Source organism: Ensifer sp. ENS07, from assembly GCF_014852185.1.
Lineage (GTDB): Bacteria > Pseudomonadota > Alphaproteobacteria > Rhizobiales > Rhizobiaceae > Ensifer > Ensifer adhaerens.
This window is the reverse complement of sequence record NZ_JACVBE010000002.1, coordinates 86183-100253: the sequence shown is the minus strand read 5'-3', so window position 1 is coordinate 100253 and position 14071 is coordinate 86183. Positions and strand designations below refer to the sequence as shown.

The 14071-nt window shown below is 64.0% G+C and carries 14 protein-coding genes and 1 pseudogene; 7 read left to right on the top strand and 8 right to left on the bottom strand.

All coding sequences use genetic code 11. The annotated features are described in order from the left end of the window. Window positions 1–61 precede the first annotated feature (61 nt). The 5 genes from IB277_RS07570 to IB277_RS07550 all read right to left on the bottom strand — a co-directional run bounded on the left by IB277_RS07570 (window position 62) and on the right by IB277_RS07550 (window position 4208). On the bottom strand, window positions 62–622 hold the full coding sequence (locus IB277_RS07570; RefSeq protein WP_110819181.1) for a hypothetical protein: 561 nt from the start codon (window positions 620–622) through the stop codon (window positions 62–64). After that, entirely contained in the window at window positions 619–1362 is a 744-nt protein-coding gene (locus IB277_RS07565) for a DUF2259 domain-containing protein (RefSeq protein WP_090293847.1), read from the bottom strand. The genes IB277_RS07570 and IB277_RS07565 overlap by 4 nt, the downstream gene beginning before the upstream one ends. Then, window positions 1359–2036 (bottom strand): ribulose-phosphate 3-epimerase, encoded by a 678-nt coding sequence (gene rpe, locus IB277_RS07560; protein WP_034794395.1) that lies wholly within the window; start codon window positions 2034–2036, stop codon window positions 1359–1361. Before rpe ends, IB277_RS07565 begins: the two co-directional genes overlap by 4 nt. A gap of 76 nt (window positions 2037–2112) precedes the next feature. Next, window positions 2113–3120 (bottom strand): P1 family peptidase, encoded by a 1008-nt coding sequence (locus tag IB277_RS07555; RefSeq protein ID WP_192370936.1) that lies wholly within the window; start codon window positions 3118–3120, stop codon window positions 2113–2115. Beyond that, window positions 3117–4208, bottom strand: a complete 1092-nt coding sequence (locus tag IB277_RS07550; protein ID WP_060520750.1) for a branched-chain amino acid ABC transporter substrate-binding protein — start codon at window positions 4206–4208, stop codon at window positions 3117–3119. The genes IB277_RS07555 and IB277_RS07550 overlap by 4 nt, the downstream gene beginning before the upstream one ends. Before the next feature lie 261 nt (window positions 4209–4469). Between IB277_RS07550 and IB277_RS07545 the strand changes: the two are divergent. From IB277_RS07545 to IB277_RS07515, 7 genes and pseudogenes are all read left to right on the top strand, one after another. Then, window positions 4470–4996: pseudogene (locus IB277_RS07545) on the top strand (flavin reductase family protein). A gap of 124 nt (window positions 4997–5120) precedes the next feature. Then, window positions 5121–6050, top strand: a complete 930-nt coding sequence (locus IB277_RS07540; protein WP_060520752.1) for a MoxR family ATPase — start codon at window positions 5121–5123, stop codon at window positions 6048–6050. Then, window positions 6050–7345 carry a VWA domain-containing protein gene (locus IB277_RS07535; protein WP_090293846.1) on the top strand — a complete coding sequence of 432 codons (1296 nt, stop codon included), beginning with the start codon at window positions 6050–6052 and terminating at the stop codon, window positions 7343–7345. The genes IB277_RS07540 and IB277_RS07535 overlap by 1 nt, the downstream gene beginning before the upstream one ends. Beyond that, complete coding sequence (locus IB277_RS07530) at window positions 7342–7674, top strand: XdhC family protein (RefSeq protein ID WP_034794382.1); 333 nt, start codon at window positions 7342–7344, stop codon at window positions 7672–7674. The genes IB277_RS07535 and IB277_RS07530 overlap by 4 nt, the downstream gene beginning before the upstream one ends. A gap of 2 nt (window positions 7675–7676) precedes the next feature. Next, entirely contained in the window at window positions 7677–8378 is a 702-nt protein-coding gene (locus IB277_RS07525; RefSeq protein WP_192370935.1) for an XdhC family protein, read from the top strand. Next, complete coding sequence (locus tag IB277_RS07520) at window positions 8375–10003, top strand: NTP transferase domain-containing protein (protein WP_090293842.1); 1629 nt, start codon at window positions 8375–8377, stop codon at window positions 10001–10003. The genes IB277_RS07525 and IB277_RS07520 overlap by 4 nt, the downstream gene beginning before the upstream one ends. After that, window positions 9996–10313, top strand: coding sequence for a TfoX/Sxy family protein (locus IB277_RS07515; RefSeq protein ID WP_034794374.1), 318 nt, complete (start codon window positions 9996–9998; stop codon window positions 10311–10313). Before IB277_RS07520 ends, IB277_RS07515 begins: the two co-directional genes overlap by 8 nt. A 187-nt stretch (window positions 10314–10500) precedes the next feature. Here IB277_RS07515 and IB277_RS07510 read toward each other — a convergent pair whose 3' ends face one another. From IB277_RS07510 to IB277_RS07500, 3 genes are all read right to left on the bottom strand, one after another. Further along, the gene (locus IB277_RS07510) at window positions 10501–10932 is read right to left on the bottom strand and encodes an NUDIX domain-containing protein (RefSeq protein WP_090293841.1); all 432 of its coding nucleotides are present in this window, start codon (window positions 10930–10932) and stop codon (window positions 10501–10503) included. Between the two features lie 9 nt (window positions 10933–10941). Beyond that, the gene (locus IB277_RS07505) at window positions 10942–12450 is read right to left on the bottom strand and encodes a DEAD/DEAH box helicase (protein WP_034794369.1); all 1509 of its coding nucleotides are present in this window, start codon (window positions 12448–12450) and stop codon (window positions 10942–10944) included. A 185-nt stretch (window positions 12451–12635) separates the two neighbouring features. Further along, a complete protein-coding gene (locus IB277_RS07500) occupies window positions 12636–13970 on the bottom strand; it encodes a M23 family metallopeptidase (RefSeq protein ID WP_244546684.1) in 1335 nt (444 codons plus the stop codon). Between the last annotated feature and the right edge of the window lie 101 nt (window positions 13971–14071).

The window sequence follows — 14071 nt, the reverse complement described above, 5'->3', positions numbered from 1 at the left end:
GCTTAAGCTTTCGTCGTCAGTGGAGGGATGGTCGTGCCTCTAGCAAAGATAGCCGCGAAGCTCAACGCCGTTGCGCACGGCGATCGCTTGCCAGCCACAGGCAGACGGCGAGCAGTATAACACCGCCGATCGGCAAATAGAGGCGAAGGCCCATGACGAGAAACTGGTAAAAGGCGATCAGCGTCGTAAAGGCGAACTGGAAGAGCCAGGTCGTGGTTCCGATCGGGGCGTGCCACTGCGCATAGAACTCGCGGTAGTCGAGGGCAAAGAGCAATGCCGTCATCCCGATCGTGCCGAGCGAAAGGAAGAAGAGATAGGCCGCGAAACGCGTTTCTACTCCGCGTCCGATCGCCGCGAAGCGGGCGAGAAACAGCGCCGGCGGCCAGGCGAGCAAAGCGCCGGCCCCGAAGACCCAAAGAAGTTCGGCCAGATGAAAGGTCACGTCCCGTTCCCGCAGCCACAGCGCAAACCACGCCGATAGCGTCATCGACGCGCTCCACAAGGGTGCGCCAAGGAGCAGCAACGGAACGCTCGGCACGGACCGGGCAAGGCGGGTCCGCTTCCGGGCACCGACCGCCGCAGGCCCTGCTTTCGCTTCGACGCTGGCGGCCGCTTCGTTCATTTCGCGATCCGCGTCGGGACCGCGATCCAGCGCCCGTCCGTCGTGCCTTCAAAGCCGAGCGACTTCACAAGCACCATGATCACATGGGTTTCCGAACCGTCGTCGTTGCGGTGGGTGATGGCGCCGCCGACCTGGTAGCCGGTGGGGCAACGGCGGCTTTCCGGTATGCGGCTGTCGTCCTGAAGCGCGTCGCTTGCCGGTGCGCCCGCCTTCATCGTCATCGACAGACGGAAACCCTTGGCTTCCTTCAGGAAGTCTTTGCAGATGCCGTCCGGCTCGAAGGTCTTTTCCTCGAGCGTTACCGTATAGGTCTCGCGGAACGCTTCATCGGCTGCAAAGGCATCGTAGGTCAGCGAGTGCGGCTTGGCGTTGGCTTCCGTGATCGGGTTGAAGGCTGCGAGCAACCCGGGCGCATCGGCCAGGCGATAGGCATCGATCAGGGGCGCAGCCCGACGGCGGGCTTCATGGCGCGCCTTCGACAGCGGGCTGCCATCTTCGCGACTGACAGCGCGCACCGGTGCACCCGGCAGGAAGCTGTCATTGCGCGTGTCGATCACATAGATGGTCGAATAGGGAAAGCCGGAGCCGTCCTGAACGCCATATTCCTCGAAGGCAAAGACATTGCCATCGGCGGAAAAGCCGATCGGCTGCAGCGCGGCATAGTCGCCAGCAAGCGCCGGCGACGCAGTGGCGGCCGCGGCCAGGCAACAAAGGCCGGAAATTGCCGCGCGTGTCGTCATCGATAAGCCTTCTCGGCCGGCGCACGGATCGCTTCGATCGCCGAGCGATAGGCCTCGACCGAACCGCCCTTGAAGATCGCCGAGCCGGCAACGAGAACATTGGCGCCGGCGCCGGTGGCAATGGCTGCCGTTTCAGGCGCAATGCCGCCGTCGACTTCGATCTCGATCGGTCGATCGCCGATCATCGCCTTGATGCGACGGATCTTTTCCGCGGTGGCGTCGATGAACTTCTGCCCACCGAAGCCCGGATTGACGGTCATGACGAGGATCAGGTCAAGCTGATCGAGCACGTATTCGATCGCGCTTTCTGGCGTTGCCGGATTGAGCGACACGCCGGCCTTCTTGCCGAGCGAACGGACCGTCTGCAGCGAGCGGTGCAGGTGCGGACCGGCTTCCGCGTGAACCGTCAGGATATCGCAGCCGGCCTTGGCGAAGGCTTCGAGGAACGGGTCGGCCGGCGAAATCATCAGGTGGCAGTCGAACGTCGCATCGGTGTAGCGGCGCAGAGACTTGATGACATCCGGGCCGAAAGTGATGTTCGGCACGAAATGACCGTCCATGACATCGAGATGGATCCAGTCCGCGCCGGCATCGACGACATCGCGAACCTCCTGGCCGAGCTTGGAGAAATCGGCCGCCAGGATCGACGGGGCAATGCGGATAGGGTGGGTCATGGCGCACTCCAGCGTGTTTTCCGCGGGAATAGCACCGCCGAGCCCCGCAAACAACATGCCTGCGATCAAAGCTGCGTCAGCTACGCTCTGACCAACAGGGCATGAGATCGTTTTCCGCCGGCGTTGCGTCGTGGACGCCGCGGGCGATCGCGCGCGCCATGGTCGAGGCTGCAACGGCGCCGAGATCGATGAAATCCTCTGTTGTCGGCGTCTTGCCGCTGGCGCCGGTCGCAAGCGCGAAGATCAGATCGCCGTCGAGCGGCGTGTGCGCCGGCCAGAGCCCGCGGGCGAAGCCGTCATGGGCGGCAATCGCCAGGCGCTTGGCTTCGGCCTTCGTCAGCACCGCATCCGTCGCAATGACCGCGATCGTTGTATTGGCCACGGCGGCCTGGCGGTCGCGGAACTTGATGCGGATGTCGGCCGCATCGGCCGGCATCGGGTGGGGCAGGCCAAGTCCGCCGAACTCGCTCTCCAGTTCGAAGGGCGCAGACCAGAAATGCCCGGTGTCGCCGACGGTGGCGGATCCGAGCGCATTGACGGCGACGAGGGCGCCGATGGTGAAACCGTTCGGCAGAACCGTGGATGCCGAACCGAGACCGCCCTTCAGGCTCGCGGTCAGCGCGCCTGTGCCGGCGCCTGCCGAACCGGACGAAAATGTCGCGCCGGCCCGCCCGACGGCCTCGAAGCCGAGTTCGCGATAGGGCGGGAAGCGGCCCCAATCCTTGTCGCCACCGTTGATGAGGTCGAAGAGGATCGCCGTCGGTACGATCGGTATCCGGTGTGGGCCGACGGCGAAGCCGCGACCCATTTCCCTGAGCGCCGCCTGAGCACCGGACGCCGCATCGAGCCCGAAGGCCGAACCGCCGGAAAGAACGAGCGCATCGACCGTCTGTACCGTATTGTGCGGATCGAGCAGGTCGGTCTCCCGGGTTCCCGGCGCACCGCCCAGGACCTGGACCGCAGCCGTCGCCGGCGGGTCGCAGACGATCGCGGTGACGCCGGATTTCAGGCGATGGTCCTCGGCGTTGCCGACCGTCAGACCTTTGACATCGGTGATCAGGTTCAGCGGTCCGGGACGCATCATGGGGCGGCTCCTTCAGCGGCCGCGGGCGCGAAATGGCCGCCTTGCCACTGCATCAAACGGTAGGGATTGTCGGCGCGCTCGTGCCCAGCGTTGAAGGCGGTGAGGCCGAGAACGGTCGGGTAGGGCCCCTTGCCGGCGATCGCTTCGATCAGCGACTTGTCGTCCTGTGCTGCCCGGTCCTTGGCTTCCTCCAGCAAAGCCATCACGGCGAAAGCCGGCATCACATAGCCTTCCGGCTCGATGCCGGCGGCGCGCATTTCGTCGGCAAAGGGCTTGCCCTCCGGCGACTGCGCCGCATCCGGCAGCGTTACCGCAAGCACGCCATCGGCAAGCGGGACAGTGAGATCGGCCGCGTTCAAGGCATCGCCGCCAAGCAAGGTAAGGCTCGCGCCTTCGCCAAGGGCATCGCGGGCGATCACGGCGGTATCCTGCCGGTCGCCGCCGGTGAAGACGTGGGTTGCACCACTTTTCACCAGGCGCCGCACGAGGTTGATCTGCTGCTCCTGCGCCGGCCGGTAGGTGTCGCTGAAGACCGGCGTCATGCCGATTTCGGCGAGTGCTGCGCGCACGGCCTCGACCAGTTCCCGGCTGTGGATCGTGCCATCGTCGACGAGCGCGATGGGCTTGTCCTTCCAGCGGTTGACGATGGCATCGACGATCGCCGTGGCCTCGGCATTGCCGCTCGGTGCGAGGCGGAAGAGCGGCCATTTGTTCTTGAGCGCGTCTTCCATCAGGATATCGGAGCGCACGCTGAGCGTGATCGCCGGCAAGCCCGCCTCGGTCAGTGCCGGAAGCGCCGCATCCAGGCTTTCGGTGCAGAGAAAGCCGACTGCGGCCTCGGCACCTGCGGCAAGCAGCGCTTTGGTCAGTGCCTCGCTGCCGGCGGTATCGCAGGTCTCGGGAATGACGACGATCTCGCTGCCGCGATCACCGGCCTTGAAGCCGGCGCCGTCGACAATCTGCTTGCCGAGCGGCGCGAACGGACCTTCCACAGGCGCCACGACCGCCACCTTGATGCCGGCCGCCAAAGCCGGCGTTGCCTGTACCAGTCCGGCAAGGATAAGGCTGCTGACAATGGATCGACGCATTCACTTACTCCGCCGCCGCAAGCTTTCCCGACCGAACCGATCCGGGGCAAAGTCCTACGGCGAGCCACCACAGCTTCCTGTTCCGTTGCCGCTCGCGTCAGACGCGAGGCACGGTCGTTGCCGCATGTTTTAAGGATGTGCCTCCCGGCGTCAAAGGAAAAGATGCCGCTCCTGGCGAAGAAGGTTCAATCTGCGTCAAGGCCACGTCGCAGATGTGCGAGATTCTCCCTCCGGCGGGTTTCATATTTTCCGCCAGCGTCTATGTATGTGCCTGACATCGCCCGGAGAAAGATGTGTTGGAGAAGACCCGGCTGGACCCTATCAGTTATCGCGACGCGATGAGCCGCCTGGCCGGTCACGTGCAGATCATCACCGCCGCTGACGGCAGCGAGCGGCGCGGCGTCACTGTGACTGCGGCCTGCTCGGTTTCCGATAGCCCGCCGACGGTTCTCGTCTGCCTGAACGGCGCCAATCCGCGCAACGATATCTTCACGCGCAGCGACAGCTTTGCACTCAACCTGCTCGGCGACGAGCACCGGGCGCTTGCCCATGGCTTCTCCGGCCGCGACCAGCTCGACATGGATCTGCGTTTTGCGCTCGGACAGTGGACGCGGCTTACAACCGGTGCGCCAATCCTCGTCAATGCCACCGCCGCTTTCGATTGCCGTCTTGTCGAGGTGAAGACGATCGCCACGCATCTGGTGCTATTTGGCGAGGTTGTCGACGTCGCGATCGGGCCGTCCCGCCCGCCGCTCATTTATGTGGACCGCGGATACCACTCGCTATAAGTTTTTACTCAGCGGTCGACTGCTCATCGCAACATGAGAAGATCGCTCTAAGTCGTTGAGTTGGCCGGTGGATTTTGCCCCCTTCCAGCATCCAGCGATCGATTCGGGCCGTGGTGGAGGAGACATGGCGACACAGGCGGCAACGGGCCTGCCACAGTCCATCGAAGAGACGATGGCACTGCTGGAGGCACATGATTATCTCGCCGGCACGGCGCTGGCGACGGTGCTGTTTCTTGCACTCCGGATGAAGCGCCCGCTTTTTCTTGAGGGCGAAGCCGGCGTCGGCAAGACGGAGATCGCCAAGGTTCTGGCCAAGGCGCTCGACCGGCCGTTGATCCGGCTGCAATGCTACGAAGGTCTCGACGTCGCCTCGGCGGTCTACGAGTGGAACTATCCGGCGCAGATGCTCGAAATCCGCCTGTCGGAAGCATCCGGCAAGGTCGACCGCAAGCGGGTCGAAAGCGACATCTTCTCCGAACGTTTCCTGATCCGCCGCCCGGTTCTGCAGGCCATTTCCTCCAATTCGGGACGTGCGCCCGTTTTCCTGATCGACGAGCTCGACCGGACAGATGAAGCCTTCGAGGCGTTCCTGCTGGAAGTTTTGTCCGATTTCCAGGTGACAATTCCGGAACTTGGTACGATCCGGGCGGACGAACCGCCTGTTGTCATCATCACCACCAATCGCACCCGCGAGATCCATGACGCACTGAAGCGCCGCTGCCTCTATCATTGGGTCGATTATCCCAAGGCGGCGCAGGAACTGGAGATCATTCGCCGCAAGGTTCCCGGCTGCAATGCCACCTTGTCACGGGAAGTCATCGCCTATGTGCAGCGGCTGCGCACGATCGACCTCTTCAAGAACCCGGGCGTTGCCGAAACCATCGACTGGGCAACGGCGCTGACGGAACTCGACCGGCTGGCGCTCGATCCAGAGACGATCGCCGACACGCTTGGCACCCTACTCAAATACCAGGACGACATCGCCAGGATAGAGGGGGCAGAGGGGCGAAAGCTGCTCTCCGAGGTCAAGGCGGAATTGCTGGCGGCAAGCTGATGACGGAGGCGCGGGAACAGCACAGGGACGATGTTCCCCCGCCATCCGCGCCAGGCGACGGACGGCTTGCCGACAATATTGTCTTCTTCGCGCGCGCGCTCCGGCGCGCCGGCATCAAGATCGGGCCAGGCGCCATCGCCGACGCCATCGATGCGGTGGCGCTGATCGGGATCGGTGGACGGGACGCGTTCTACGCCGCGCTGCAATGCGTCTTCGTCAAACGTCACGAGGACCAGCCGGTCTTCGACGAGGCGTTTCGCTTGTTCTGGCGGTCGCGCGGTCTCGTCGAAAAAATGATCGCGATGATGTCGCCGCTGGCGCCGGAACGCGAGAGCGAACGGGAGCAGCGCCGGGCAGGCGAGACCCGCGTCAGCGACGCGCTGCTTTCTGGCCACGAGGCCGATCGACCGCCGCGCGACGAGCCGCAGATCGAAGTCGATGCACGTTTCACGGTCTCCGGTCGCGAGCTTTTGCGCCGGGCCGACTTCGCGCAGATGAGCGCTGCCGAGCTTGCCGAGGCCAAGCGCGCGCTTTCGGCATTGACGCTACCGATGGACCGCGTCGTCACGCGCCGCTTCCGCCCCTCGAAGCGTCAGATCCGCATCGACCCGCGCGCCACCATGCGCGACGCCATGCGCTTTGGCGGCGAACTGATCCTTCCGAGGTTTCGGGAGCGGCGCGTCGTTCATCCGCCGCTTGTCGTGCTCGCCGACATCTCCGGCTCGATGAGCCGGTACACCCGCATCTTTCTACACTTTCTGCATGCGCTGACCGAGGAACGGCGGCGCGTTCATACCTTCCTCTTCGGAACGCGGCTGACCAATGTCTCGCGCCAATTGCGCAATCGTGATCCCGATGCGGCGATCGACGACTGCGTCGCTGCGGTCAAGGACTGGTCCGGCGGCACGCGCATCGGCGAGACCTTGCATGAGTTCAACCGGCGCTGGTCGCGGCGCGTGCTCGGGCAGGGCGCGATCGTGCTTCTGATCACCGACGGTCTGGAGCGCGATGACGTCGCCGATCTCGAAATCGAAATCGACCGCCTGCACCGATCCTGTCGGCGGCTGATCTGGCTGAACCCGCTGCTGCGCTTCGACGGCTTCGAGGCGCGGGCGCGCGGTGTGCGGGCGATGCTGCCGCATGTTGACGAATTCCGGGCCGTGCACAATCTTGAATCAATTGGCGAACTGGTGAAGGCGCTGTCCGGGCAGCGCTCCCGCCAGGCGGACCCGCGGCGGTTCCTTGATCCTGGCCGGGCCACGGTGACCGGCGCGCATGGGAGGTGGCAGGCATGAGGCAGGCAGTCAATGTTCTCGATCCGCTCGACATCGCCGAAGCCTGGCTGAAGGAAGGGCGCCGGGTGGCGATCGCAACGGTGATCGAGACCTGGGGCTCGGCGCCACGGCCGGTCGGCAGCCATCTGGTGATCGATAGTGAGGGCAATTTTCAGGGCTCTGTTTCGGGAGGATGCGTCGAGGGCGCGGTCATCACCGAAGCGGCCGACGTGATCGCCTCTGGCACCTCGCGCGTTCTCGACTTCGGCGTCGCGGACGAGACCGCCTGGCGCGTCGGGCTTTCCTGCGGCGGCCGGATCCGGGTCCTCGTGGAACGGGTTAACGGCTGACAATGGAACGGGCGATCCTGGAAACACTCAATCTTGCGCGCGCGGCCCGCCGCGCCGCCGTCACCGCCAGCGATCTTACCGGTAGTGTCCGCGTCTACCTCGAAGGCGACGACTGTCCAGAACCCTGGCGCGAAGCCGTTGCCCGTGCCTTGCGGTCCGGCCGAGCCGGGATCGTCGAAACCGGGCAGGGCTCCTTCTTCCTCAATGTCTACCTGCCGCCGCCGCGCATCCTCGTCATCGGCGCGGTGCATATTTCACAGGCCCTGGCGCAGCTTGCGCCCGTTGCCGGCTTCGACATGACCATCATCGATCCGCGTACGGCCTTTGCCACGCCGGAACGTTTTGCCGGCGTCGACCTCATCGCCGATTGGCCGGAGGACGCCCTGAAACTCAGACCGCTCGACCGCTTCACGGCACTTGCAGCCGTGACGCATGACCCGAAGATCGACGACGAACCGATCCGGGCGGCACTGTCGGCCGGTTGTTTCTATGTCGGTGCGCTCGGCAGCCGCAAGACACATGCCACACGGATCGAAAGACTGCGGCATGCGGGTGTCGCCGATGCTGACATGGCCCGCATCCGTGCGCCGATCGGTTTCGATATCGGCGCGGCAAGTCCTGCCGAAATCGCGGTTGCGATCCTCGCCGAAATCATCGAGGCGCTGCGACGGCGGGACGTTGCTTCCGCAGGGAGTGGAGTATGAGGTTCGGCCCGATCAAGGTCGCAGAAGCAGAGGGCGCGATGCTCGCGCATGCGGTGAAGGTCGGTGATGCCAGGCTGCCGAAGGGGCACCGGGTCACAGCCGCCGACATCGTCGCTTTGACCGCTTCAGGCGTCGTGGAGGTGGTGGCCGCCCGCCTTGATGCCGGCGACCTCCCGGAAGACGAGGCAGCCACGCGCATTGCCGCTTCCATAGCCCCCGATCATCTCCGGTTTTCGCGGGCAGCGACCGGCCGCGTCAACGTCTATTCCGAGGTCGCAGGCCTCTTCGTTGCGAGCCGCGAAATTGTCGATCGCTTGAACCGCCTAGATCCCTCCATCACCTTCGCCTGTCTCGACGACCATATGCCGGTGCAGCCCGGCGATATGGTCGCAACGATCAAGATCATCCCGCTTGCGGTCGCCGGCGCCTTCGTCGAGCAGGCGGAGAGGCTTCTGCGCGACCATCGCGCCTTCGAGGTCAAGCCGTTTGCGCCGCGTCGCGCGGCCTTGATAGCAACGGAGTTGCCGAACCTCAAATCCCAGGTCATGGACAAGACCCATGCCATCCTCGCGGCGCGGCTGCGACAGGCCGGAAGCGAACTCTTCACCGAACGGCGCGTCGCGCATAGCGAAGACGCCGTGGGGGCGGCGATCGCCGAAATGCGATCAACGCACGACCTGCTGATCGTCTTCGGCGCTTCGGCGGTCGCCGATCCCGAAGACGTCATTCCGGCGGCGATCCGGCGGGCCGGCGGCGTGGTCGATCATGTGGGAATGCCTGTTGACCCCGGTAATCTTCTCGTTCTCGGCCGCGTCGGCGAAACGCCGGTCATCGGTGCACCCGGCTGCGCCCGCAGCCCGCGCGAGAATGGTTTCGACTGGATCCTCGACCGGATCCTCGCCGGCGAGTGGCCGAGCTTCGACGATATTACCGGCCTTGGCGTCGGCGGCTTGTTGAGTGAGATCCCGACCCGGCCGCAGCCACGCGAACATGCAACGGAGTTGTCATCCGGCTCGGTTTCAGTCGTCGTTCTGGCCGCTGGCCGGGCCAGCCGTATGGGCGCTGACGGCGGGCACAAACTTCTCGCAACTTTCGATGGCGTGCCGCTCGTGCGCCGCAGCGTCGAAGCCGCGTTTAAGGCCGCTCCGGGCAAGGTCAGCGTCGTGACCGGCCACCGCGAGGCCGATATCCGCCACGCGCTGCAAGGGCTGCCGGTGACGTTCGTTTCCAACCCCGACTACATTTCGGGCATGGCCTCTTCGCTGACGGCCGGGCTTTCGGCAGTCGGGGCGCGGGCGCCGGGCATGCTGGTGATGCTTGCAGACATGCCCGGGATAACCGGCGACGATCTGTGCCGGCTCATCGAACGTTTCGTCGCCGAAGGTGGCCGCTCCATCATCCGCGCGACCGCAGGCGGACAGCGCGGCAATCCGGTGATCCTGCCGCGACAGACATTTTCGGCGATCAAGCAACTGGTCGGAGACGTTGGTGCAAGGCACATTATCGAAAAGAGCGGGCTGCCGGTCATCGATGTCGAACTCGGCGCGGCGGCGCGCCTCGATCTCGACACGCCGGAACAGATCGTCGCCGCCGGCGGTATCTTGGAGGAACAGACGCGTGGATAATGCCGCAATCGAAGACATGTTCGCGGTCCTCGGGCCGGTGACCATCAAGCGGATGTTCGGCGGCAAGGGCATTTATTGCCAGGGTGTGATCTTCGCCCTTGAGGTCGATGGCGAAATTCTGCTGAAGGGCGACGAGCAAACAGCGCCGGCGCTGGAGGCGGCCGGTTCGCGGCAATGGGCCTATGACGGCAAGGGCAAGCCGGTGAAGATGCCCTATTGGAGCATTCCGGACGACGCATTCGATGATCCGGACGAGATGGCGCGGTGGGTGCGGCTTGCCTATGAGGCGGCGCTACGCTCCAGGAAGTAGGCCGTCCAGCCTATGCGCGGCAGCTGCGCCTCAGATGAAAATATTGACACGATCACCACGTTTCCCATCGGCGCGCCCAAGTGACATCGGCCGGATCCGTTGGTGCCCGCGGAACGCCGCCGACAGCGGCACCAGCAATGCACAGAACGAGGGACGTACGAAGAACACCGGCCCCGGTGGGCGGCTGCTATGCGGCGACGCCCTGTTCATGCCTGCGCAAGGCATCGGCGGCATCGGCGGTAAAGCGGGATAGCGGTTGGGGCAGGGCGTCGAGGCTAAACCAGCCGAATTCGGAAAGCTTGTCCGGTTCGGTGAGTTGAGGTTCACCTGAGCAATCCCGGGTCACATAGATCATAGAGATCCAGTGCTGGCGGTCAGCGTCGATCACCTGTTCGCTGAGGCAGAGGAATTCGGTCGAGCCAATCTTGAGGCCGGATTCTTCTTCGGCCTCGCGGCAGGCCGCAGCCTGCGAACGCTCCATGTGATCGACCTTGCCGCCGACGATGTTCCAATGCCCGGCCTCAGGCGCATTGACGCGCCTGTAGAGCAGAATCTTGCCATCGCGCACGATGACAAGTCCGCAGCCGAAGCCCGGAAAATCGATGCCCGGCTGGCCCATCCTTTCGGATCAGGCCTTGCCGGCAATCAGCATGAAGGCAGGGATTTCGTCGCCGAAGCCGACGGGCGTCGGGCCGTCGTCATAGTCGCGGCGGTGACGGTTGCGGCGGTCGCGATTGTCGTCGTTGGCAGGGTTCGATGCACGCACCGGACGATCGCCACGGTTGTTCTGTGCCTGCTTGTTCTCTGCGCTGCGTGCCGGTTTCACCGATTCCGCCCTTTCCACGACTGTTTCAATTTCGGCCTCACTATCGGCGCGCACGGTATCGGATTTATGATCGGAACGGGCCTTGGAGCCGCGATCCCCATCTTTTTTCCGGTCCTTGCGGCCATCACGACCGCGTTCACGGCGGCCGGTATCGTGGCTTTCCATCGGCTCAGGCAGATTGGAAAGGTCGCCGTTCAGCCATTCGACCTTCTGGCCGATCAGCTTTTCGATGGCGTCGGAGAATTTCGTGTCGCGCTTGGTCACCAGCGTGAAGGACGCGCCCGAGCGGCCGGCACGGCCGGTACGGCCGATGCGGTGGACGTAGTCTTCCGCATGGATCGGAACGTCGAAGTTGAAGACGTGGCTGACATCAGGGATATCGAGGCCGCGGGCCGCAACGTCGGAGGCGACGAGCAGCTTGATGTTGCCGTCCTTGAAGTTGGCCAGCATCGTCATGCGCGACCGCTGGTCCATGTCGCCATGGAGCGCACCGACGGAGAAGCCGTGGCGGTCGAGCGAACGGAAGAGGTCGGCGACATCCTTCTTGCGATTGCAGAAGATGATCGCGTTCTTCAGTTCGTCCTGGGCGCGAATCAGATCACGCAGTACCGCGCGCTTCTCGTAATCCTTGGCATGCGCTGCAACGAAGCGCTGCGTCACCGTCTGAGCCGTGGAAGCCGGGCGGGCGACTTCGACGCGCTCCGGGTTCTGCAGGAAGCGGTCGGCAAGCTTCTGGATTTCCGGCGGCATCGTCGCCGAGAAGAACAACGTCTGGCGCGTGAACGGGATCAGCTTGGCGATGCGCTCGATATCGGGAATGAAGCCCATGTCGAGCATACGGTCGGCCTCGTCGATGACCAGGATTTCCACGCCGCTCATCAGCAGCTTGCCGCGCTCGAAGTGGTCGAGCAGGCGGCCGGGCGTGCAGATCAGCACATCAGCGCCACGCTCAAGCTTGCGGTCCTGCTCGTCGAAGGACACGCCGCCGATCAGAAGCGCGATGTTGAGTTTGTGGTTCTTGCCGTACTTGTCGAAGTTCTCTGCGACCTGTGCGGCGAGTTCGCGCGTCGGCTCCAGAATGAGCGTACGCGGCATGCGCGCGCGGGCGCGGCCCTTTTCGAGCAGCGTCAGCATCGGCAGCACGAACGAAGCGGTCTTGCCCGTGCCCGTCTGGGCGATGCCCAGAATATCACGACGCTGCAGCGCCGGCGGGATAGCGCCTGTCTGGATCGGGGTCGGGATTGTGTAGCCCGCATCGGTGACAGCGGAGAGAACTTTTTGGCTCAGGCCAAGGTCAGCAAAATTGGTCAAAGGGAAATCTGTTTCCGTTCCGGTTCAATAGAACACTGATCGATCGATGGAAAACGCACGAGCACGTGGCCGCGCTCTTAAGCTGAACGCCGCCGAAAGTCAAGAAATCCAGCACGTTGAAGCAGTAAAAGGTAAATAGTGGCGAATCTGTCGCATTTCTTGTCAAGCGGAACCGCGCGGTAGCGTCAGTTCATATAGCTTGCAAGGTTGGTGCTCGCATCCAGAAACCGCATGGGATCCACGGCATTGCCGTTCAGCCGGATTTCATAGTGCAGGTGCGGTCCGGTGGAGCGCCCGGTGTTGCCGGACTTGGCAATGACTTCGCCAGCCTTCACCCGGTCGCCGGCTTTCACCAGCACGGTGGAAAGGTGGGCGTAGCGCGTCGCGACACCATTGCCATGGTCGATCTCGACCATGTTTCCATAGCCGCCCGTCAACCCTGCATTGGTCACCGTTCCAGGCGCTGCCGAGCGGATGCGCGTGCCGACCGTTGCGCGAAAGTCGATGCCGGCATGCAGCGCCAGACGCCCGAGAAACGGATCAAGCCGGTTGCCGAAATCGCTGGTGATGTCGCTGGCCGGCGAGGGGTTGCCGAAGGGCAGCTTGCGGACCTCGGCGCGCGTGCGGTCGAGCTCCAGGAGTGCGGTATCGAGCGCGGCAAGCGAACGGCCAAAATCGTCATCGTTCACAGGCTCGACGAAGGGACCGCCGATCGCCGTCTCGGCGGAGCCGGATATGTCGTTGGCCGGAATCAACTCGGCGACATCGTCAACGGGCAGGTCGACACCGGTGCGCCCGACGATCGAGCGAATCGCATCCGACGTCTTCGCCGCACCGTCCGTCAGTCGCTGGACCCGTGTCATCTGCTCGCGCTCGACATCCTTCAGCGAGAGCGTCACTTTTGAGAAAATCCGGTCGGCGCGGTCGGAACTTGATTCGCCGGCATCGGGTGCTGCATAGGCGAGGGCGGGGACAGCCGCAGCACTGACCGGCGCAACGGTCAGTCCCATCAGCTTCTCAATCGCCTTGACACTGCCGCTGCTGCTCGCATCGGCGCGTTTTTCATAGGCAAGCGGCTCGACGGCCGCAGGCGCATCGGTTGCGGTCGTGACGCCGGAATTTTCGGCCCTTTCGACCAGGGCGCCGAGCTTTCCGTTGCGCGAGGTCAGCGCCATCTGCTGGCGCAGCAGCTTCTCGACCTTTTCCTCGACCACTTGCTGGTCGAGCAGTTGCCGGCTGGTGACCCGATCGACCTGCGCCCGCAGCGCGGTGATCCGATCTTCGTATTCATGCTGCATGCGGGCCTGGCGGGCAATCGTGCCGCCGATCAGGTCGTCGCGCAAAACCAGATAGGAAGTGGCCGCGAGATAGCCGATGCTGCAGACGCCTGCAAAGGAGACAGCGATCGCCGCCATCCACGGGCGCACGGTCATGTGCCGGACCTTGTCGCCGCTGGCCAGGATCAGGACGTGATTCTGCTTGCGTTTTCCAAAGGTACGATTTGCCTGATGTCCAGACACCCGTTCTCTCCCGCCATGTGCGCGTTGCCTCGCATCACCTGGGGATCATTACACTTTGTTAGGGTTAACAATCGGTAAGCAAGATTGCGGGAAGGTGATGC